Consider the following 19,037-nt stretch of genomic DNA (forward strand, 5'->3'; position numbering starts at 1 on the left):
GTTTTTCAACTCGGGAAGAAAACCGCCTCAGGCGGCGAAATGCCGGCGCACCTGTTCGCCAAGCAGGGCGCGCACTTCGTCTTCCGAGCGATTGAGCAGCGAGGCATGGATTTCCGCCGCCATCGGCCGGAACACGGCCATCACTGCCGGATCGAAATGACTGCCGGTATCGCGCTCGAGAATGCCCATCGCGGCGGCGAAGGACATCGGCTCCTTGTAAGGCCGCTTCGAGCACAAGGCATCGAAGACATCGGCCACAGCAAAGATCCGCGCCGAAAGCGGAATGCCCTCGCCCTGCAGGCGACGCGGATAGCCGCTGCCGTTCCATTTTTCGTGGTGGCCAGCCACCACTGCATTGGCGCCATCCAGCCAGCCCATGCCGGTGACGATCTCCTCGCCCTGGCAAACGTGGGTACGCATGATTTCGAACTCCTGCTCATCAAGCTTGCCCGGCTTGAGCAGGATGGCATCGGGCACGCCGATCTTGCCGACATCATGCAGAAAGCTGCCGGCGATCAACGATTGCATGGCTGCAGACGAAAAACCCATCTGTTCGGCAATACGCGCCGAGATCAGCGCCACGCGATAGTTGTGGGCACCGGTGTCGGAATCCCGCTTGGCAATCGCCCGGCCCAGCGCTTCCATCATCGAGATGTGCGAATCGAGCACTTCGCGCGTCTTTTTCTCGTTCTCGGCCGACAGATGCACGACCACCGGGTAAATCACTGCGCCGCAGAGCAACGAGGCCAGACCGATCATCAGGGCGGCGGTCAGCGCGCCAGCCAGCATCTGCTCGCGCTGCCAGGCGGGCATGATGCGCACGCCTTCAAAATAGCCTGAAACACCGGGTTGACCGTCCGGACTCTGCAGAGGCACGAAAATACGCATTGTCCAGCGCCCGTCTGGCAACTGAATGCTGTCGTAGGATGCAGCGGTGTAGTTCGGGTTCGCGTGTTTGGGCAATAACTCCTCAATCCGCTCTCCATCAGGCGTCATCGCTTCGGCGAGTTTTTTACCGCTTTTGTCGTAGATTTCGGCGATATCGAACAAGCCGCCAGCCAGCGTCCGCGCCGCCTGCTGGGCGTGCTCGGCAACCTGCGGCCCCTCCAGCGTCAAGGCGTCAAAATGCTGCAGCATGCGCTTCGACTCTTCCATCGCCAGCGACACCGTGCTCTCTTCGGTGCTCTCCTGCGTCACAAACCAGGCGATCGGGCTGGCGATCGCCGCCAGCAAAAAACTGACCACCGCAATGCGCACCGCCGTACGCCGATTGAACGTATTCATCTTGTCTCCATCACCCTTCGCGCGCGGGCTGGCGCGCATTATCACCGGCCAAGCTTAAATCATCCTGAAGCGGTTGAATGATCGGCCTATGCTGTTAAGGCAGGCTTAATCCAGCCTGCCTAAACTCGCGCAAAACCACTATCGGACGGGCTCATGGCTATCCTTCATCGTTTGCTGGCAATCACCTTCTGCACTATTACCCCGCTCGGCTGGGCCGGCGAAACCCTGCAACTGCAGTCCGCCCAGGTCAAGGCGCTGGGTATCGAAACCATCGTCGCGGGCAGCGCCCAGAGCGGCCGCAACGGCGCCCTGCCGGCCCGCGTACTGGTGCCAACCGAGCAGATGCGCGTCGTCTCTGCGCCGGTCGCCGGCCTGGTCGAGATGCTTGCCGTCGCGCCCGGCTCGACCGTCAAGCGCGGCCAGGTCGTCGCCCACCTGGCCAGCCCGCAGGCGCTCGAACTGCAACGCGACGCCCTGCAATCAGGCAGCGCCGCCGCCCTGCAACAACAGAATCTGAAGCGCGACGAACAATTGTTCGCCGAAGGCCTGATCGCCGAATCCCGCCTGCAGGCGACGCGCAGCGCCGCCGCCCAGGCCGATGCGCAGGCCAGCGAACGCCGTCAGGGTCTCGCCCTGGCCGGTGTCGCCGCCGGCAAGCTGGGCGGACCGCTCGCCTTGACCAGCCCGCTCGACGGCGTCGTGCTCGAACAGAGTGCCCAGCTCGGCCAGCGCGTCGAAGCCTCGACCCCGATCTACCGCATCGCCAAGCTGTCGCCGCTGTGGCTGGAAATCCAGGCGCCGCTAGCCGTCGCTACCGCCCAGAAAATCGGCGCCACCGTCAAGCTGGCCGACAGCCCGATCAGCGGCAAGCTGATCGCCATCGGCCGCGCGGTCGACGCCGCCAGTCAGACGGTTTTGCTGCGTGCCGCCGTGTCGACCGGTGCCGACAAGCTTTACCCCGGCCAGGTCGTCGAAGTTGAAATGAGCACGCCAGCCGGAGCGCAGCAAAGCCTGCCGGCCGCTGCGCTGGTACGCGACCAGGGCAAGATCTTCGCTTTCGTGCAGACGGCCGGCAGCGACCAGGGCTACAGCTTCGAGCCGCGTGTCGTGCGCATCGTCAGCCAGGGCGGCGACAACGTCGTTATCGATGGCATCGCCGTCGGCGAGCGCGTCGCGGTCAAGGGCATTTCCGGCCTCAAGGCAATGTTGACCGGCGTCGGCAAATAATCATGCTGGCCGCCCTGATCCGTTTCTCGCTGACCCAGCGCCTGTTGCTGCTGGTCCTCACCGCCATGCTGATCGGCGCCGGCGTGCAGGCTTTCATGGGCCTGCCGATCGACGCCTTTCCCGATGTCTCGACGACCCAGGTCAAGATCATCCTGAAGGCACCGGGCATGACGCCGGAAGAGGTCGAAACCCGCCTCGCCGTGCCGGTCGAGCAGGAAATGCTCGGCATCCCCAACCAGCGCCTGCTGCGCTCGACTTCCAAGTACGCGCTGACCGACATCACCATCGACTTCGAGGACGGCACCGATATCTACTGGGCGCGCCAGCAGGTCGGCGAACGCCTCAATTCGGCGATGGGCAACCTGCCGCCCGGCGTCACCGGCGGCATGGCGCCGATCACCACGCCGCTCGGCGAAATGTTCATGTTCACCATCGAGGGCGACCTGTCGCTCTCGGAAAAGCGAGCCCTGCTCGACTGGGTGATCCGGCCACAGCTGCGCACCATTCCAGGCGTCGCCGACGTCAACAGTCTGGGCGGCGAAGTACGCACCTTTGAAATCGTGCCGCAACCGCAAAGCCTGGCCGCCCGCGGCCTGGCGCTGAAAGACCTGCAGGCGGTGCTCGAAAGCAACAACCGCAACGACGGTGCCGGCCGCCTCAACGACGGCGAAGAGTCGCTGCTGGTACGCGCCGAAGGTGCCATTCGCAATGCCGACGACGTGCGCGCCATTGTTTTGCAAAACAAGGATGGCAACGTCGTGCGCATTGGCGATGTCGCCGAAGTCCGCCTCGGCGCCCTCACCCGCTACGGCGCAGTCACCAAGGGCGGCAAGGGCGAAGCGGTCGAAGGCCTGGTTCTCGGCCTGCGCGGCGCCAATGCGCAAACCGTGGTCGCCGGCGTCAAAACCAGGCTCGCCGAAATCGCCCCGACCCTGCCGGCCGGCGTCACGATCGAAGCTTTCTACGACCGCAGCAACCTGGTCGAGCGCGCCGTCGGCACCGTCGCGAAGGCGCTGTTCGAAGCCATCGTGCTCGTCGTACTGCTGTTGCTCGCCTTCCTCGGCAATTTGCGCGCCGCCATCGTCGTTGCCCTGATGCTGCCGCTCTCGGCGCTCGCCACCTTCATCCTGATGCGCATGGCCGGGCTTTCGGCCAACCTGATGAGCCTGGGCGGTCTCGCGATAGCCATCGGCATGCTGGTCGATGCCGCCGTGGTCGTCGTCGAAAACGTCGAAAACCAGTTTGCCGAAGCGCAGGACAAGCAACCCACCCTGCACCTGATCTTCCGCGCCGCGCGCGAAGTCGCCGCGCCGGTGACTTCGGGCATCGTCATCATCATCATCGTCTTTCTGCCGCTGCTCACGCTGCAGGGCCTGGAAGGCAAGATGTTCGGGCCGGTCGCGCTGACCATCGTCTTCGCACTCGCCTCATCGCTCTTGCTGTCGCTGACCGTGGTGCCGGTGCTGGCCTCCTACCTGATCAAGCGCGGCGTGCAGCACGAACCCTGGCTGGTCAGGAAGCTGGCCGCACTCTACGACCGCATCCTCGGTGCCGCACTGACCAACAGCCGGACCTTCATCCTCGGTGCGACCATCGCCCTGGTCGCTGCCGCCGGCGCTTTCATGCTGCTCGGCAAGAGTTTCATGCCGACCATGGACGAAGGCGACATGATCATGCAGCTGGAGAAACTGCCCTCGATCGGCCTCGACCAGACGCTGGACATCGACAGCCGCGTGCAGCAGGCCATCCTGGCGAAGATCCCGGAAGTGAGGGATATCGTCGCCCGCGCCGGTTCCGACGAACTCGGCCTCGACCCGATGGGACTGAACCAGACCGACACCTTCATGGTGCTGCAGCCGCGCGACACCTGGCGCGTGCCGGACCCGGCCTGGCTGGCCGACCAGATGCGCGCCGTGATGGAGGATTTCCCGGGCATCGGTTTCTCCTTCACCCAGCCGATCGACATGCGCGTCTCGGAAATGCTGACCGGCGTGCGCGGCGACCTCGCGATCAAGATTTACGGCACCGACCTCGCCACCCTCAACCAGCTGGCGGTCGACATCGAAAATACGGTCAAAAAGGTGCCCGGCGCCGAAGACACTTTCACGCTCAAGAACGACGGCGTGCAATACCTCAAGATCGCCGTCGACCGGCTCGCGGCCGGCCGCTTCGGCCTCAACGTCGATGACATCCAGAACGACCTCAAAGCCCTGCTCGAAGGCAGGAATGTCGGCACCGTGATCGAGCAGGGACGGCGTACGCCGGTCATCCTGCGCGGGCCGGAAACGCTGCGCGGCTCGGCCGCCGACTTTTCCGCCCTCAGGTTGAGTCTACCGGCTGGCGGCAGCGTGCCACTGGCCAGCATCGCCAAGATCGAGCGCATCGACGGCCCGGTCAAGGTCGACCGCGAAAACGCCCAGCGTTACGTCGTCGTCCAGTCCAATGTGCGCGACCGCGACCTGGTTGGCTTCGTCGATGAAGCCAAGGCCGCCGTCGCCAGCCAGGTCAAGCTGCCACAGGGCTACCGCATCGCCTGGGGCGGCCAGTTCGAGAACCAGCAACGCGCCGCGGCACGCCTGATGATCGTCGTGCCGGTCGCCCTGCTGCTGATCTTCTTCCTGCTTTTCTCGACCTTCGGCTCGGTACGGCAGGCCCTGCTGGTCCTCTCCAACATTCCGTTCGCGATGATCGGCGGCATCTTCGGCCTGCTCATTGCCGGCGAATACCTGTCGGTACCGGCCTCGGTCGGCTTCATCGCCCTGCTCGGCATCGCGGTGTTGAACGGCGTGGTGATGGTGACCTACTTCAACCAGTTGCTGGCGCGCGGCCTGTCGCTTGCCGAAGTCGTCGTCGAAGGTGCCAAGCGCCGCCTGCGGCCGGTACTGATGACCGCCAGCATCGCCGCCTTCGGCCTGGTGCCGATGTTGTTCGCGAACGGCCCCGGCTCGGAGGTGCAACGCCCGCTCGCCATCGTGGTTATCGGCGGTTTGCTGACGTCGACCGCCCTGACCCTCGTCTTGCTGCCCATCCTGTTCCGCCGCTTCGGCGTGGCGCGGACGGTCAATCTCACGGAGAACACGCATGGCTGATGTCCTGCTCACCCTGATCATGCCCGACAACGTCGCCCAGCACGTCGAGGATCTGCTGCTCGCGCGCCCCGACCTGGTCCCCGGCTTCACGGTCAATGCAGCCGAAGGCCACGGCGCGGTGATCCCGCTCGTCGAGGATGCCGAACTGGTTGCCGGGCACGCGCCGCGCACCGTGATCCGCACCGTCGGCCCGGAAGCCGCGAAGCGCGAAGTCCTCACCCTGATCAAACAAAACATGCCGAACGCCAACATCTTCTTCTGGCTGGTACCGGTCATCGATATGGGACGCCTGTGAAAAAGCTCATTCCGCTCCTGCTCGCCAGCTTCGGCCACTGCGCCCTGGCCCTCGAAGCCACCCCCAACCTGCCGCCGGCCGAGATCGTCGCCCAGGTCCTGCGCGCCAATCCGGGTGTCCAGGCCGCCGGTTCCAACGTGCGCGCCGAAGAAGCCAACCGGACGAGCCTCGAAGCCGGGCATTACGAATGGAGCCTGCGCCTCGGTGGGCAACAGCGCAAGACCAATCCAACGACCGGCCCGAACGAGCGTTACAACGAATGGAATGCCGCGATCGAACGGCCGCTGCGCCTGCCCGGCAAGGGCACGCTCGACAGCCAGCTCGGCGCCGCCGGCGTCAGCGTTGCCGAAACCATGCATGGCGATGCGCTACACGAAACCAGCCGCGCCCTGCTCGCTGCCTGGTTTGTCTGGCTGCGGGAAAATGCCGCTGCCGCGCAGTGGACCGAACAGGTTGCCCTGTTGCAAAAACAGGCGGCCGCCGTCAGCCGCCGCCAGCAGCTAGGCGATGCCGCCCATCTGGAAACCATCCAGAGCGAAGCCGCCCTTGCCCAGGCAGAGGCGCAACAGACCATGGCCAAGGTGCGCCAGCAGCGCGCCGCGGAAGACCTGCGCCGCCGCTTCCCCGGCCTGCCGCTCAACGTCCCGGCCAGCATTGCCGAACCGCAGCCGGTCAGCGGCAGCCAGAACGAATGGGTGGAAGCCATTCTCGAACACAGCCACGAACTCGGCGTCGCCCGCGGCGAAGCGCAGAAGGCAACCATCGTCGCCGGTCGCGCCGGGCGCGACCGCCTGCCCGACCCGCTGGTCGGCATCCAGTTCTCGCGCGAACGCGCCGGCGAGGAGAGCGTGCTCGGCGCCTATGTCAGCATCCCGCTACCCGGTACGGCGCGCCGCGCCACCGCCGATGCCGCCCTCGCCCAGGCTGATGCCGCCGGCAGCCGCGAAGCCGCGGCAACGCAAAGGATAGCCGCCGAAGCCGCCGGCCTCTATCAGTCGGCCAGCGCCGCACTCGCCACCTGGCAGGCCGGACAAGGCGCCGGCGAACGCCTGAGTCGCGCCGCCGAAATGACGGCGCGTGCCTACCAGCTCGGCGAAGGGACGCTCAACGACCTGCTCACCGCCCGCCGCATGGCGAACGAAGCGCAACTGGCGGCCCGCCTGCTCCAGCTCGATGCGCTGGAACTGCGCTACCGGCTGTTGCTCGATGCACACCGGCTATGGGTGCTCGACGAGGAAAAACACCCCGGCGATTAGGTCGACCGCCTGGCGGGGCAAGCACTCAATGCTTGTCTTCGCCTGCTGTCGGCTGTCCCGTTGCGCGCCGGTTCCTCTCTTCGTTGCCGGCGAAAACGTAGCGCCCGGCCAGTTCGCCGTCCCTCATGCCGGGATCGCAAACCAGATGATTGACCTTGGTGCACAAGCCCTTGAGTTCCTGCGAACCGCCGGGCGGCCAATCTTTTCTTTATTTGAAGGTACGCAGGTAATGCCCCTCGAAATAGCGCTTGGCCCAGTGGAACAGGCGCGAGGCAGGGAGCATGAAACTGCGCTGCGGATCGCGATAGACCAGCATGCCGCTGTTCACGCTATCGACGATGCAGATCAGTTCGGGCCGCGGACGCGCCACCGGTGCCTTGCCCTGCAGGGCGAGCAGGAGATTTTCCGCCGCCGCTTTCGCTTGCAGATCGGCCATGTGCGCCTGTTTCGGCAGCCAGTCCGGACCGGGGTAACTGCCTGCATCGCCGGCGACAAAAACCTTGCGGCAGGCCGTCACGACGCAGAACTCGTCGGCCGGAAAGAAACCGCCGGCCGAGAGTTCGATGCCGCTCTCGGCGGCCCATTGCGGTCCGGTCAGGCCGGGCATGAAAAGGATCAGCTCGGCCGGCAGGCTGGCCGTTTCGGTATCGACCGAGTGGTCGGTAAAACGCAGGATCTTTTCGCCGAGATGGGTTTCGATGCCGCGCCGCGCCATTTCGGCGAGAAGATTCCGGACGGCCTTTTCGCCGAGGCGCTTGCCGGGTTCGGCGGCGGCATTGAAGAAGGTGAGCCGGAACTTGTCGCGTCGGCCCTGCTGGCGCAACATCGTATCGACCCCGAACAGCAGTTCGAACATCGGCCCGCCGCGCATCGCCGAAGGTTCCTGCGGATTGCCGCCGAAACCGAAGGCGATATTACCGCCCGTCATGCTGTCCAGCCGGTCGCGGATGCGTTCGGCCGCGGCCACCCCTTCGCACAGGGTCAGCGCATGTTCGATGCCCGGCATGCCCTTGAGGAAACGACCGCCGGTCGCAATGATCAGCGCATCGTTGGCAACTTCACCGTGATCGGTGACGACCGTCCGGCCGCCATCCTTGAGACCGGTGACGGTGCAGGCGCAGTGGTTGATGCGGTATTTCTGCAGGAATCGCTGCAGCGGGATGATCAGGTCGCTGCCTTTGCGGATACCGGGCGGCACCCAGATCAGGCTGGGCAGATAGACGAATTCAGCGCGCGGGGCGATCAGCGAGATCATCGCCTTGGGCGCCCGCCGGCGCAGTTCGCGCGCCGCGCTGAGCGCCGCGAAGCCGGCACCGAGTATGACGATACGGGAATTTCCGTTGGGCATTGGGTGTTCTTTCAGAATGTATACACACGCGCCGCCCTCGGGGACGGCACGCAAAGCCAGGCAGTATCAAGATACATGCCATCCTTGAATCCCCGGCCGGACGGCCGGATTCATCAGCGGCTGCGCGGCTGGCGTGCCACGCCTGTCACTTCAAGACAAAAATGGCGGAGCCACGCTCCGCCATTTTTGTCCGCATGCCGCCTCAGTGTTCCTCGGCATCCTCCCAGCCGGTGATCATCGCCTTGATGTGCGCGAAGACGGTATGGCCGGTCGTGGTCAGATAGACGTGGATGAAGAAGAAAGCGGTGATCATGAAGGCGCCGATGGTGTGGGCGATGGCCACCACCTCCAGCGACAAGTAGCGGTCGACGCCGAGCGCGGCCCAGTTTCCGTAAAACAGGTAGAGCAGGCCGGAACCCCAGATCAGCGGCGAAATGAAGGCGAGCAGCGCCAGGTAGGCGAGGCGCTGCAGCGGGTTGTGCTTCTGCTGCACGGTTTTCTGGAAGGGATGCGACGCACCGACGAAAATGCCGAAGACGTAGTACTTGATCATCGCCAGCACGTTCTTGAGCGATGGCAGGTACTGCCGCCATTCGCCGGTGGTGAATTGCCAGAAGATGGTGAAGGCCCACAGCACGAGCAGGCTCCAGGCGGCGACGGTATGCAGCTGGACCGCCTTCCGGAAACCGAGCAGGTCGTAAGTGCCATGCACCTCGAAGCCGGAGATCATCATCACGATGATCAGCAAGGCCTGCGACCAGTGCCAGAAGCGCTCGTAGCGCTTGTAGATATAGATACGTTCCTTAGTCATGACGGGCTCCTTGGCGACGGCGGGTGACGAAGCGCACGCTGCCGTGCGTCAGGCCGACGACGATGGCGGCGGCAACGGCGAGCCAGCCCAGCGTATCGACCAGCGCATTGCGATCACGGCCGGGCAGGTAAATATCGGTGATTTCGGCAAGTCGACCGTCGGCGGCACGCGTGTGGCATTCCTGGCAGGGCACGGCCTTTTCCTTGGGCGCTACCATGTGGGTGATGAACCAGTTCATCTGCGTTTCGATGAAACCGAACTTGCCGCTGTAGGGCAGGCCGGCGTAGTCCATCCCCGCCTTGATCGACTTGGCGTAGTCGTAATGCTTCCAAAGTGCCGTGTCGTCATCGCCGAAGACGTGGTTGACCACCAGCGTCTTGTTTTCGGTGTCGTAGGCCTGCTTGCCGCGCATGACCTTGAACGGCCAGATGCGCGCGTTCGGATCGGCGGCAGAGCCTTCGACGCGATTCAATTCGAGCACTTTGCTGTCGTCGATCTTGTCGGTGATGCTGACCGGATGGACGATGCCGTTGTACCACTTGTACACCGGCCGGACGTTCTCGCCGTACCTGAAATCGCCCTTGGCTGCCGAATACGACAGGTGGCCGTGCTCGTCCTTGACGAACAGCGGCTTGCCGTCGGCGTCCATCTTGCCGGCCGTGGACCAGTCCCACCACATCTTGGTGGCAATGCCGCCGCGCGCGAACTCGGGAATATGGCAGGTCTGGCAGGCCACCTTGCTGGTGTGGTTGTTGATCTTGGCCTCCTTGTGCGGCACCGGACCGTGGCAGGACTCGCAGGTTGCGCGATTGTGGTCGTCCTTGGGCAGGTCGAGGCCATGCGTGTCCTTGGCGGTCGCGGCGTAACGGCTGCCCGAGGGCTGGTGCGCGTTGAAGGTGTGGCAATCGGCGCAAACCATGTTGGCGCCGTCCTTGGCCATGTGAACGTCGAGGGCGCGCGGCGGATTCTTCAACGAAGAATCGAGGTCGCCGTGCTTAACCGCATCGCCGCCCCCGCCGTTGAAGTGGCAGGCACCGCAATTGGCATTGCCCGGCTTGCCGACATGCTGGGCAATTTTCGTCAGGTCGGGCGCCTTGAATTGTTTCTTGCCCGGCGGACCTTCCATGGGCTCGAACTCGCGGTCCGCGTACAAGGGATGGCCGGCGTCGGTGCCGAATTTCTTGTAGGTGCCGGTCTTGTCGTGACAGGCCAGGCAGTCCACGTTGTCCTGGTTGGTGAAATCGAAGTTCTTGTCGCTCCAGCCATAGCCGGCATGGCAACTGGTGCAGCGCGCCTCGTTGGAAATCGGCGAGCCGCAGAAATTGTTGGCCGTCCATTTCTTACCGACCTTCTTACCGGTCGTCGGACTGGTCGTCTCCCAGGTCCAGTGAAGACTCGTCATCACCTGATGCCCTGCCTTGTTGTGGCAGGAGAGGCAAGCCTTGGTCACCTCCGGCCCGCTCTTGAACGGGCCCTTCAACGCTTCCAGCTTGCTGTGATCGGTTGTCGATCGTGATGTTTCCGCCCCCGCGGAAGGAGTCGGTGAAGCTTGCGGTGACGCCACCCCAGTCGCTTGCGCGAACAAGGCGAACGCCAGAAGCCCCGAGCCGACCAGTATGCGCACATGGTTTCTCATGGTGTCTCCCTCTTGTGTCAGTGCTCGACCATGTCGATCAAACACCCCAGCCCCGCAGCTGCCTGCTTGCATTATAAGCAAATAATTAAATGCTGTTACTAACAACATAGGCGAGCCTGGGGTAAGACGTTAAGCCCCGCTTAAGTTTCGCCTAATCCCACCTTAAGACTCAGGCTGCAGACTCCTTTCCCATCAACAAGAAAAGGAGAACAACACATGAAAGCCCTTTCTGCCCTGTGCCTACTGCTTGTCAGCCTGGCCGCCCAAGCCGAAACCCCGCAGCAGATCCGCCAGGCCTACAGCGCTGAAGCGGCCGGCCAGCAAGCCGGCTTTACGGCTTCGGCCAAACGCGGTGAAGCCTTCTTCCGCCAGCGTTTCAACCAGAACGACAAGATGCCGGCGTGCACCAGCTGCCATACCGACCAACCGGTCAACGCCGGCCAGCATGCGATAACCGGCAAGGCCATCCGGCCGCTCGCCGTCGCCGCCAATGCGGAACGTTTCAGCGACCCGGCCAAGGTTGAAAAATGGTTCGGCCGCAACTGCAAGGAAGTCGTCGGACGCGCCTGTACGCCCGGCGAAAAGGCCGATTTCGTCGCCTACATGAGCGAGGTGCGCTGAGATGAAACGCCTTTGCCTGATCACGCTAGTCGCCGTCGCGCTGCCCGCCTTCGCCGACCGCCTGCCCTTGCCGGCCGACACCCCGGCCAGCTTCAAGACGGAATGCGGCAGCTGCCACCTCGCCTATCCGCCCGCCCTGCTCGGCGCCGCCGACTGGCGCCGGGTCATGGCGACACTGGACAAGCACTTCGCCAGCGACGCAACGGTCGACACCGTGCAGAAGCAGGAAATCAGCGCCTTCCTCGAGAAGCATGCCGGCAAGTCCGGCACTGCGCCGAACGTTGCCGGTGAGCCGCCGCGCATCAGCAAGACGGCCAGGTTCGTGCGCAAGCATGACGAGATCCCGGCCCGCTTCTGGCGCGATCCGCGCATCAAATCGGCCGCCAACTGCGAAGCCTGTCACACGCATGCCGCCGCTGGCCGTTTCAGCGAGCACGACATCGCAATTCCGGAACTGCGGGAGTAGAGCATGCAAAAAATCCTCGTCTGGGACTGGCCGGTGCGCATCGGTCACTGGCTGATGGCCGTCGCCTTCGCTGTCGCCTGGCTGACAGCCGAAAGCGAAACCTTCCGCCTGGTCCATGTCTTTGCCGGCGCCACCGTGTTTGCCGTCGCCGCCTTCCGCCTGCCCTGGGGCTTCATTGGCACGCGCTATGCCCGTTTCGCCGAATTCGTGCGCGGCCCGCACGCCGTCAAGGACTACATGAACGGCCTGCTCAAGCTCGACCCCGCCCACCATGTCGGCCATAACCCGGCCGGCGGCTGGGCCATCGTGCTGCTGCTCGGCCTCGGGCTGCTGACCAGCCTGGCCGGCTGGGCGACCTATAACGAACTCGGCGGCGACCTGTTCGAAGAACTGCACGAAGGCCTGGCCACCGCCATGCTGATCGTCGTCTTCGTGCATCTGGCCGGCGTCGTGTCCGGCAGTTTCCTGCATGGCGAAAACCTCGTCCGGGCGATGTTGACCGGTAAAAAGGAAGGCCAGCCCGATGCTGCGATCAGTTCCGCCCGTCCGCTCGCCGCCGTCGTCCTGCTTGCCTGGATCGTGCTCGCCGGCTGGTGGATGGCTAGCTGATAGAATCCGGCCATGCGCATATTACTCGTTGAAGACGATCCCCAACTCGGCGACGGCCTGACCGTCGGCCTGCGCCAGGCCGGCTTTGCGGTCGACTGGCTGCGCGACGGCAATTCCGCCGACACCGCCCTGCAGACTGAAAGCTTCGATTTCGTCGTACTCGACCTCGGCCTGCCCAAGCTGTCCGGCATGGAAGTCCTGAGCCGCGCCCGCAGCCGCGGCCTGGGCGTGCCCATCCTCATCCTGACGGCGCGTGACGCGACCGGCGACAAGGTGTCGGGACTCGATGCCGGTGCCGACGATTATCTCGTCAAGCCGATCGACCTCGACGAACTGACCGCCCGCATCCGCGCCCTGACCCGGCGCAGCGCCGGACGCGCCGCCCCGCTGCTGCTCCACGGCGAACTGGCGCTCGATCCGGCGGCACACAGCGTGACGCTGGCCGGCCAGCCGGTCGAACTCTCCAGCCGCGAATTCTCGCTGCTCCAGATGCTGCTCGAAAGTGCCGGCCGGGTCCTCACCCGCAGCCAGCTCGAACAGTCGATGTACGGCTGGCGCGACGAGCCGGACAGCAACGCGCTCGAAGTCCATATCCACCACCTGCGCAAGAAGCTGGGCAGCGATTTGATCCGCACACTGCGCGGCGTCGGCTACACCATTCCGAAATGAGCACCGTCTGGTTCTCGCTGCGCCGCCGCCTGCTCGCCCTGCTGCTCGGCGGCGTTGCCGCGGCCTGGCTGGTGACCATGGTGTTCAGCTACATTGACGCGCACCACGAAGTCGATGAACTGTTCGACGCCCAGCTTGCCCAGGCGGCGCAAACCCTGCTCGCCCTCGCCGCGCACGACCGCGACCACGACATCGAGGATTTCGGCGAAGCCGCCCACAAATACCAGCGCCGCCTGCGCTTCCAGATCTGGCGCGCCGACGGCAAACTGATGATGCGCTCCAACAACGCACCGGAAACCGCACTGACTGCCACTTCCGGGTTTTCCGAAACGCATGACGACGATGGTCACTGGCGCCACTTCAGCCGCTGGAACAACGAACGTACGCTACAGGTCCAGGTCAGCGAAAATCACCACATCCGTGATGATTTGATCGGCCACATCGCCTGGCGCCTGCTCTTTCCCGCGCTTTTCGGCCTGCCGCTGATCGGGCTCTGGGTCTGGCTCGCCACCCGGCAAGGCCTGACCCCGCTGCGCGACATCGCCAGCCAGATTGCCAGCCGCGCCCCGCAACAATTGCAGGCGCTGTCGCCAGTATCGGCCCCGGAAGAAATCCGCCCCATGCTGGAAGCCCTGAACAGCCTGTTCCTCAGAGTCGAAACGGCGCTCGAGAGCGAACGCCGCTTCACCGCCGATGCCGCACACGAACTGCGCACCCCGCTCGCCGCGCTGCAGGCGCAACTCCAGGTGGCGATGCGGGCCCGCGACGACGGCGAACGCGACCGCTCGCTGCTGCAACTGCAAAGCGGCCTCTTGCGCGCCTCGCACCTGGTCGACCAGATGCTGCAACTGGCCCGCCTCGACCCGGAGTCCGGCCTGCCCAACGCCCAGACGGTCGACCTCGCGGAAATCACCGAATCCGTCTGCGCCGAACTCGGCATCCTCATTCTCGACAAAAATCTCGACTTCGATTTCACCAGCGAATCGGGCTGCACAGTGACCGGCCAGGGCGAATGGCTGCGCGTGCTGATCCGCAACCTGGTCGACAACGCGATCCGCTACACGCCACCGGGCGGCCGGGTCCGCGTCAACATCGGCCATACCGACGGTCATTGCCGGCTTGAGGTCAGCGACAGCGGCCCGGGCATCCCGGCAAGCGAACGCGCCACGGTCCTGCGCCCCTTCCATCGCCTCAACGAGAGCGAACAACCGGGCAGTGGCCTGGGCCTGGCCATCGTGACGCGCATCGCCGAACTGCACGGCGCCCGCCTTGAACTCGCCGACGCGCCCATCCCGCCGGGCCTCAACGCCAGCGTCGTCTGGCCGAAGCAGAAATAAAAAAACCCCGGACAGGCCGGGGCAAATTTGACGCAGGGATGTTTCCGGATCAGAAGCTTGCCGAGTACTGCATGCCGACAATGTGCGCATGCGAATCGTAGGTGCCGCTAAGCAGGCCACGCGTTGCCAAACTCTCGTCGTTCGAGACATCGGTCGATTCGACCATCAGGTAGGAATAACCGACATCAATGGTCGAGGTCTTGGACGGTGCATACTGCAAACCGAGCGAGAACCAGGTGCGATTGTTGTCGGGCAGGGAAGCCGGGCGATGCTGGGCCTCGTACACAGGCGACTGGTCGTAGGCGATGCCCATTTTCAGTTTCCAGGCATCATTGACCTTGTAATTGGCACCGGCGGCAAAACGCCAGGTATCGCGGAACTGCAGATTCAGCGAATCCGAGGCAATACCGCTGACAATGGTCAGTTTCGGAATGCTGCTCCAGCCGGTCCACGAGGCGTCGGCCAGCAGGTCCCAACGATCGTTGAGGTTGTGTACGGCGCTCAGGATGAAGGTATCGGGCAGTTCAACCTCGGCCCTGGCGGAAGAACTCAAGCCATTCGAGAAATTCTGGTCACCCGAGGCCTTGTGCTTGATGGTCGAGCGATAGGAAATACCGATCCGCGTATCCGGGCGCGGCTGGATGGTTGCCCCCACATTCCACCCCCAGGCATCGCCTTCAAGCTTGTTGGTAACCAACGCTGAAACACCTGCTCCGAGCACCGCACGCTTGATGTATTCCGCTTCAATGCGCTGCCAGTTCACCCCCACACCGATAGAGATGAACTCATTGACCTTGTAGGCCACCGACGGATTCAGGTTGTAGGTCTTGATGTCGAACTTGATCGAGTGATAGCGCCCGGCCCAGTTTTCATCGTATTCCGTTGCCAAGCCGAAGGGGGCGCCAAAACCGACACCAATATGCCATTTGTCGTTAATTTGGTAAGCCATGTAGCCATTCGGCAAAGGCGCCCAACTTCCTGCTGCATCACCGCCAGCACCACCGGTAGCAGCGCCACCACCCATGGCCACCGGATTGGTGGACGCATTATTGGTAAATTGGAAGCTCGGACGGATGGCATTGATGCCGACCGAAACGCTGATTCCCTTCAACTCGGTCATGCCGGCCGGGTTGTAGAAAATCGTGCTGGCGTTTTCGGCAACCGCGGCCGAACCGGCGTAGGCATTACCGAGGCCACTGGCATTCTGCTCCAGCAACTGGAAGCCCGAGGCGCTGGCCGCGCCAGAGAAGGCCACGGCGATCAGGGCCGGTATCAGGCGCGGGGTGATCATTTTGTTCATTGGTTTGTCTCCTGTTTTGTTTATATCCGGAATCAATCTCCGGTACTGCCACTGCAATTAAAACTCAAACAAACGTTTGAAATACCGTTTGATCGACATTAATTCAAACGACTGTTGTAAATAAACAACGCCACGCTAAAAATTCATAAAAACCGAGGCCGGGAGGGTTTCCAAATCCAGCACTAGCGATATTGGAAAGCCCCTAAAAAAGTTCAGGTTTTTACCTGGAAATCGCGAAAACTCAGCGGTCCACCGGTAAACGGTGCAAACCCAGTACCGAAGATCACGCCGGCATCGGCCAGTTCGGCATCGGCCACGACACCGTCGGCAACCAGTTGCTCGACGCGCTCAATGAGCGGCCGGACCAGACTGTCGGCAAGACCGGCCGGCACTGCGCCGGCACTGCCCTTGCCCGGCTTGCCATCGGTCCAGGCATAGAAGCCCTGGCCGCTCTTCTTGCCGAGCTGACCGGCCTCGACCCGGCGCAACAGACAGGCCGGCGCGTCAGCGCCACCCGCCAGTTGCTTGCCGGCAGCCATCGCGATGTCGAGCCCGACCGTGTCGATCAGCTCGATCGGGCCCATCGGCATGCCGAAAGCGATCATCGCCTCATCCACCGTTTCCGGCGAAATTCCACTGTCGACCGCCCGCATCGCGGCCAGCATGTAGGGCGCCAGCACGGCATTGACCAGGAAGCCCGGCGCACTCTTGACCGGCAGGGGCAACTTGTCGATCTGCCGCACGAAGGCGCAGGCGGCCTGCACCATCCGCGGATCGGCGCCCCCGGCCTCGACGACCTCGACCAGCGGCATCATCGCCACCGGGTTGAAGAAATGGATGCCGACCAGGCGTTCCGGCCGGGCCAGCACCGTGCGCAGGTCTTCGAGGCGCAGGCTGGAGGTGTTGGTGGCGAGCACCGCCCCCGCCTGCATGCGCGGTTCGAGTGCCGCGATCAGCGCATGCTTGGCGGCGACATCCTCGAAGATGGCTTCGATGACGACATCGGCGTGCGGCACGCCGTCGCCATGCACATCGGGGATCAGGCGATCGAAGGCAGAGCGCGCCTTGAGCGGATCGCGCAGGCGCCGTTCGAAAAGCTGGCGGGCACGCTTGAGGGCCGGCCCCATGCGTTCCAGGCTCTGGTCCTGCAGCGTCACCGTCATGCCGCGCAGGGCGCACCAGGCGGCAATGTCGCCCCCCATGACGCCGGCGCCGATGACATGTACGCGCTGCGCCTTGAAGTCCGACTCCTTGCCGAAAGCCTTGAGGCGCTCCTGCATGAAGAAGACGCGCACCAGATTGCGCGCCGTCGGCGAGCGGATGATGCGATCGACGATTTCCGGTGCCGCCAGCGCATTGCCGTTGTACTTCTGCCAGATGTCGATGATCGCGTACGGCGCCGGGTAATGCTCCGGTCGCGCCTTTTTCGCCACCTGCTTGCGCGCACCGCTCGCCACCACGCCCTTGAGCGGACCGTTGAGCAGGCGCTGCAGCACAGGCAGCGGCCGGCGCGGCTGGCCGGACAGCACCAGCTGGCGGGCCGCCATTTCCATGACGCGCGGCGGTACGCAATCGTCGGCGAGGCCGGTTTTCTTCGCTTTTTTGGCGTCGACCGTACGGCCGGTCAGCATCATGTCGAGCGCGGCCGCCGGGCCGACCCGCTGCGGCAAACGCAGCATGCCGCCCCAGCCGGGGAAGATGCCGAGCATGACTTCGGGCAGGCCGAGCTTGGTCGATGGCTCGTCGACCGCCAGCAGGTAACGGCAGGCCAATGCCAGTTCCAGGCCGCCACCCAGGCAGTGACCGCGCACCAGCGCCAGCGTCGGGTATTTGACCGCGGCCAGGCGGTTGAACAGTTCCCAGCCGCGCGCCACCAGCGCCCGCCCCTTTTCCGGGGTGTCGAGCTGGGTAAATTCGCCGATGTCGGCGCCGGCCACGAATCCGGCGTCCTTGCCGGAACGGATGATCAGCGCCTTCGGGGTGTAAACATCGAGGCGGTCGAGGATTTGTGCCAGTTCGCCGGTCACCGCCGTGGACAGGGAATTCGCCGACTCGCCGCGCTTGTCGAGGATGGCCCAGGCGATACCTTCGGCATCGACTTCCAGGCGCCAGTGTTGCAGATCAAGATCGCTCATGTTTTTTGTCTCAGTGCATGCTTTGTTTGGCCGCGAAGGCCAGGGACAGGGCGCCAGGCCCGACGTTGACGGCCGCCGTCTTGCTCATCGGCGAGATCAGCAGGCTGACGCCGTTGTCTTCCGCCTCTTTTGCCAGCTGGCGGTAACCGGGCAGGCGGGTAACCGCCACCGGCTCGCCGCCATAGCTGATGCAGACGCTCGGCGCCTCAAGGCCGGCGAGCAGGCGTTGCGCCGCCAGCGAGAAAATCTTCTCGACGCCGGTTTCGAAGCCGCGCACCTTGTCGACCGTGCTGGTCACATCGCGGTTGCAATACAGGATGGGTTTGACGTCCAGCCACGAGCCCAGGGTGTAGGAACCCCAGCCGATGCTGGTATCGCCCTTGCGGGAAGCCCGCTTGTAAATATGGAACAGATCGGCCGGCACCAGGTAGGTGTGGGTGTGCTCGATCAGATGTTGCAGGCGCATGCCGATTTCGCTCGGCGTGCCGCCCAGGCGGATCAGGCGCACTGCTTCAGCAACCGGCACGGCCTGACCGGTAAACAGGTTGCGCGTCGATAAAACCGCCAGGCCGAAACGCTCGGTCATCCCGAGCGCGCGCCGGATCGGCTTGTAGCGGTTGAGGATGGCGCGCGAAGCCTGCATCGCATGCGCAAAGATCGGACTGCGCGTCGCCGTGATGGTCAGGCAGAACACATAGTCGTAATCGATCACCAGGCGCTCGAGAAACAGCATCTCGATCTGGGTCGGCGAATAGGGAATCGACTCGGCGAAATCCTCACTCTTGCGATCCAGATGCGTCGCATAGAAATTCTGGGTCGCCCCCGGATCGCGCTGATCCTCGATCAGGTTCTCGCCGATGCGCAGCGTGATCGGCATCACCACCACATCGTGCCGGTCGAGAAACTCGCGCGGCAGATCGCAGGCGGAATCGACAACGATACCGATGCGCATCG

Annotated in this window: 16 protein-coding genes; 9 read left to right on the forward strand and 7 right to left on the reverse strand. The window is 64.0% G+C overall.

Features of this window, described 5'->3' with window-relative positions; all coding sequences use genetic code 11:
- Window positions 1-27 precede the first annotated feature (27 nt).
- Window positions 28-1,284: an HD-GYP domain-containing protein gene (locus KIG99_RS02810; RefSeq protein ID WP_226458728.1), complete on the reverse strand. Its 1,257-nt coding sequence runs from the start codon at window positions 1,282-1,284 to the stop codon at window positions 28-30.
- 153 nt (window positions 1,285-1,437) lie between these two features.
- Between KIG99_RS02810 and KIG99_RS02815 the strand changes: the two genes are divergently transcribed.
- From KIG99_RS02815 to KIG99_RS02830, 4 genes are read left to right on the forward strand one after another with little or no spacing between them, the layout of a single operon-like run.
- A complete protein-coding gene (locus tag KIG99_RS02815; protein ID WP_226458729.1) occupies window positions 1,438-2,511 on the forward strand; it encodes an efflux RND transporter periplasmic adaptor subunit in 1,074 nt (357 codons plus the stop codon).
- Between the two features lie 2 nt (window positions 2,512-2,513).
- Entirely contained in the window at window positions 2,514-5,600 is a 3,087-nt protein-coding gene (locus tag KIG99_RS02820) for an efflux RND transporter permease subunit (RefSeq protein WP_226458731.1), read from the forward strand.
- The gene (locus KIG99_RS02825; RefSeq protein WP_226458732.1) at window positions 5,593-5,895 is read left to right on the forward strand and encodes a DUF3240 family protein; all 303 of its coding nucleotides are present in this window, start codon (window positions 5,593-5,595) and stop codon (window positions 5,893-5,895) included. Before KIG99_RS02820 ends, KIG99_RS02825 begins: the two co-directional genes overlap by 8 nt.
- Window positions 5,892-7,151, forward strand: coding sequence for a TolC family protein (locus tag KIG99_RS02830; protein ID WP_226458734.1), 1,260 nt, complete (start codon window positions 5,892-5,894; stop codon window positions 7,149-7,151). The genes KIG99_RS02825 and KIG99_RS02830 overlap by 4 nt, the downstream gene beginning before the upstream one ends.
- Before the next feature lie 208 nt (window positions 7,152-7,359).
- On the opposite strand, the gene KIG99_RS02835 is transcribed toward KIG99_RS02830, so the two are convergent.
- The 3 genes from KIG99_RS02835 to KIG99_RS02845 form a co-directional block, all read right to left on the reverse strand.
- The gene (locus KIG99_RS02835; protein WP_226458736.1) at window positions 7,360-8,499 is read right to left on the reverse strand and encodes an NAD(P)/FAD-dependent oxidoreductase; all 1,140 of its coding nucleotides are present in this window, start codon (window positions 8,497-8,499) and stop codon (window positions 7,360-7,362) included.
- A 202-nt stretch (window positions 8,500-8,701) separates the two neighbouring features.
- Window positions 8,702-9,310 (reverse strand): cytochrome b/b6 domain-containing protein, encoded by a 609-nt coding sequence (locus KIG99_RS02840; protein ID WP_226458738.1) that lies wholly within the window; start codon window positions 9,308-9,310, stop codon window positions 8,702-8,704.
- Window positions 9,303-10,946 carry a tetrathionate reductase family octaheme c-type cytochrome gene (locus tag KIG99_RS02845; RefSeq protein ID WP_226458739.1) on the reverse strand — a complete coding sequence of 548 codons (1,644 nt, stop codon included), beginning with the start codon at window positions 10,944-10,946 and terminating at the stop codon, window positions 9,303-9,305. Before KIG99_RS02845 ends, KIG99_RS02840 begins: the two co-directional genes overlap by 8 nt.
- Before the next feature lie 216 nt (window positions 10,947-11,162).
- On the opposite strand from KIG99_RS02845, the gene KIG99_RS02850 reads away from it, so the two are divergent.
- The 5 genes from KIG99_RS02850 to KIG99_RS02870 are packed head-to-tail and all read left to right on the forward strand — an operon-like array spanning window position 11,163 to window position 14,648.
- Window positions 11,163-11,567, forward strand: coding sequence for a DUF1924 domain-containing protein (locus KIG99_RS02850; protein ID WP_226458740.1), 405 nt, complete (start codon window positions 11,163-11,165; stop codon window positions 11,565-11,567).
- A 1-nt stretch (window position 11,568) separates the two neighbouring features.
- On the forward strand, window positions 11,569-12,033 hold the full coding sequence (locus KIG99_RS02855) for a diheme cytochrome c (protein ID WP_226458741.1): 465 nt from the start codon (window positions 11,569-11,571) through the stop codon (window positions 12,031-12,033).
- 3 nt (window positions 12,034-12,036) lie between these two features.
- Complete coding sequence (locus tag KIG99_RS02860) at window positions 12,037-12,642, forward strand: cytochrome b/b6 domain-containing protein (protein WP_226458742.1); 606 nt, start codon at window positions 12,037-12,039, stop codon at window positions 12,640-12,642.
- 12 nt (window positions 12,643-12,654) lie between these two features.
- On the forward strand, window positions 12,655-13,311 hold the full coding sequence (locus KIG99_RS02865; RefSeq protein ID WP_226458743.1) for a response regulator: 657 nt from the start codon (window positions 12,655-12,657) through the stop codon (window positions 13,309-13,311).
- Window positions 13,308-14,648, forward strand: coding sequence for an ATP-binding protein (locus tag KIG99_RS02870; RefSeq protein ID WP_226458744.1), 1,341 nt, complete (start codon window positions 13,308-13,310; stop codon window positions 14,646-14,648). Before KIG99_RS02865 ends, KIG99_RS02870 begins: the two co-directional genes overlap by 4 nt.
- A 49-nt stretch (window positions 14,649-14,697) precedes the next feature.
- Here the strand turns inward: KIG99_RS02870 and KIG99_RS02875 are convergent, their stop codons facing one another.
- The 3 genes from KIG99_RS02875 to KIG99_RS02885 form a co-directional block, all read right to left on the reverse strand.
- Window positions 14,698-15,948 (reverse strand): OmpP1/FadL family transporter, encoded by a 1,251-nt coding sequence (locus tag KIG99_RS02875; protein ID WP_226458745.1) that lies wholly within the window; start codon window positions 15,946-15,948, stop codon window positions 14,698-14,700.
- A gap of 212 nt (window positions 15,949-16,160) precedes the next feature.
- Window positions 16,161-18,083 carry a 3-hydroxyacyl-CoA dehydrogenase NAD-binding domain-containing protein gene (locus KIG99_RS02880; RefSeq protein WP_226458746.1) on the reverse strand — a complete coding sequence of 641 codons (1,923 nt, stop codon included), beginning with the start codon at window positions 18,081-18,083 and terminating at the stop codon, window positions 16,161-16,163.
- 10 nt (window positions 18,084-18,093) lie between these two features.
- The gene (locus tag KIG99_RS02885) at window positions 18,094-19,035 is read right to left on the reverse strand and encodes a DegV family protein (RefSeq protein WP_226458747.1); all 942 of its coding nucleotides are present in this window, start codon (window positions 19,033-19,035) and stop codon (window positions 18,094-18,096) included.
- Between the last annotated feature and the right edge of the window lie 2 nt (window positions 19,036-19,037).

Source organism: Quatrionicoccus australiensis, assembly GCF_020510425.1.
Lineage (GTDB): Bacteria > Pseudomonadota > Gammaproteobacteria > Burkholderiales > Rhodocyclaceae > Azonexus > Azonexus australiensis_A.

Excerpts from the sequence above, each read along its gene's own strand:
- KIG99_RS02810 (WP_226458728.1), bottom strand. The coding sequence starts at position 1,284 with ATGAATACGTTCAATCGGCGTACGGCGGTGCGCATTGCGGTGGTCAGT.
- KIG99_RS02815 (WP_226458729.1), top strand. The coding sequence starts at position 1,438 with ATGGCTATCCTTCATCGTTTGCTGGCAATCACCTTCTGCACTATTACC.
- KIG99_RS02820 (WP_226458731.1), top strand. The coding sequence starts at position 2,514 with ATGCTGGCCGCCCTGATCCGTTTCTCGCTGACCCAGCGCCTGTTGCTG.
- KIG99_RS02825 (WP_226458732.1), top strand. The coding sequence starts at position 5,593 with ATGGCTGATGTCCTGCTCACCCTGATCATGCCCGACAACGTCGCCCAG.
- KIG99_RS02835 (WP_226458736.1), bottom strand. The coding sequence starts at position 8,499 with ATGCCCAACGGAAATTCCCGTATCGTCATACTCGGTGCCGGCTTCGCG.
- KIG99_RS02840 (WP_226458738.1), bottom strand. The coding sequence starts at position 9,310 with ATGACTAAGGAACGTATCTATATCTACAAGCGCTACGAGCGCTTCTGG.
- KIG99_RS02845 (WP_226458739.1), bottom strand. The coding sequence starts at position 10,946 with ATGAGAAACCATGTGCGCATACTGGTCGGCTCGGGGCTTCTGGCGTTC.
- KIG99_RS02850 (WP_226458740.1), top strand. The coding sequence starts at position 11,163 with ATGAAAGCCCTTTCTGCCCTGTGCCTACTGCTTGTCAGCCTGGCCGCC.
- KIG99_RS02855 (WP_226458741.1), top strand. The coding sequence starts at position 11,569 with ATGAAACGCCTTTGCCTGATCACGCTAGTCGCCGTCGCGCTGCCCGCC.
- KIG99_RS02860 (WP_226458742.1), top strand. The coding sequence starts at position 12,037 with ATGCAAAAAATCCTCGTCTGGGACTGGCCGGTGCGCATCGGTCACTGG.
- KIG99_RS02865 (WP_226458743.1), top strand. The coding sequence starts at position 12,655 with ATGCGCATATTACTCGTTGAAGACGATCCCCAACTCGGCGACGGCCTG.
- KIG99_RS02870 (WP_226458744.1), top strand. The coding sequence starts at position 13,308 with ATGAGCACCGTCTGGTTCTCGCTGCGCCGCCGCCTGCTCGCCCTGCTG.
- KIG99_RS02875 (WP_226458745.1), bottom strand. The coding sequence starts at position 15,948 with ATGAACAAAATGATCACCCCGCGCCTGATACCGGCCCTGATCGCCGTG.
- KIG99_RS02880 (WP_226458746.1), bottom strand. The coding sequence starts at position 18,083 with ATGAGCGATCTTGATCTGCAACACTGGCGCCTGGAAGTCGATGCCGAA.
- KIG99_RS02885 (WP_226458747.1), bottom strand. The coding sequence starts at position 19,035 with ATGCGCATCGGTATCGTTGTCGATTCCGCCTGCGATCTGCCGCGCGAG.